This is a genomic window from Pantoea sp. Ap-967, from assembly GCF_011752565.1.
Taxonomy (GTDB): Bacteria; Pseudomonadota; Gammaproteobacteria; order Pseudomonadales; family Pseudomonadaceae; genus Aquipseudomonas.
The window spans coordinates 1-661 of sequence record NZ_VWXK01000092.1 but is presented as its reverse complement, the minus strand read 5'-3'; the positions used below and the strand labels follow the sequence as shown (position 1 = coordinate 661).

Sequence of the window (661 nt, the reverse complement as noted above, 5' to 3'; positions counted from 1 at the left end):
GCAGGCTACCACGTCTTTCATCGCCTCTGACTGCCAAGGCATCCACCGTATGCGCTTCTTCACTTGACCATATAACCCCAAGCAATCTGGTTATACTGTGAAGACGACATTCGCCGAAAATTCGCATTTCGCTCAATTAAGAGCAGAACTCACAAATTTTACCTTAGCCTGATTTCCAGCAGTGAAACTGGTCATCAGTCTATTTCTATCACATATCCGAATTTTTAAAGAACGATCTGACAAAAGCCAGAAATCAACATTCGAGGCGAATGCTCATTTCTGAGTTTGATCAAGCAGTACCGCGTACAGCAAAAGTGGTGGAGCCAAGCGGGATCGAACCGCTGACCTCCTGCGTGCAAGGCAGGCGCTCTCCCAGCTGAGCTATGGCCCCGCATATTGGTAGGTCTGGGCAGATTTGAACTGCCGACCTCACCCTTATCAGGGGTGCGCTCTAACCAACTGAGCTACAGACCTATATAGGGTCTTGATCGTCTTCGACAATGAATCAAGCAATTCGTGTGGGAGCTCATCAGCAGGCTGATGTCGTCGATTAAGGAGGTGATCCAGCCGCAGGTTCCCCTACGGCTACCTTGTTACGACTTCACCCCAGTCATGAATCACACCGTGGTAACCGTCCTCCCGAAGGTTAGACTAGCTACTT

At 49.5% G+C, this 661-nt stretch carries 2 tRNA genes and 1 rRNA gene; all 3 read right to left on the bottom strand.

Features of this window, described 5'->3' with window-relative positions:
- Positions 1 to 315 precede the first annotated feature (315 nt).
- Positions 316 to 391: transfer RNA gene (locus tag F3J45_RS29635), tRNA-Ala, on the bottom strand.
- A gap of 6 nt (positions 392 to 397) precedes the next feature.
- Positions 398 to 474, bottom strand: a tRNA-Ile gene (locus F3J45_RS29630).
- Between the two features lie 77 nt (positions 475 to 551).
- Positions 552 to 661 (bottom strand): 16S ribosomal RNA (locus F3J45_RS29625); the annotation flags it as partial.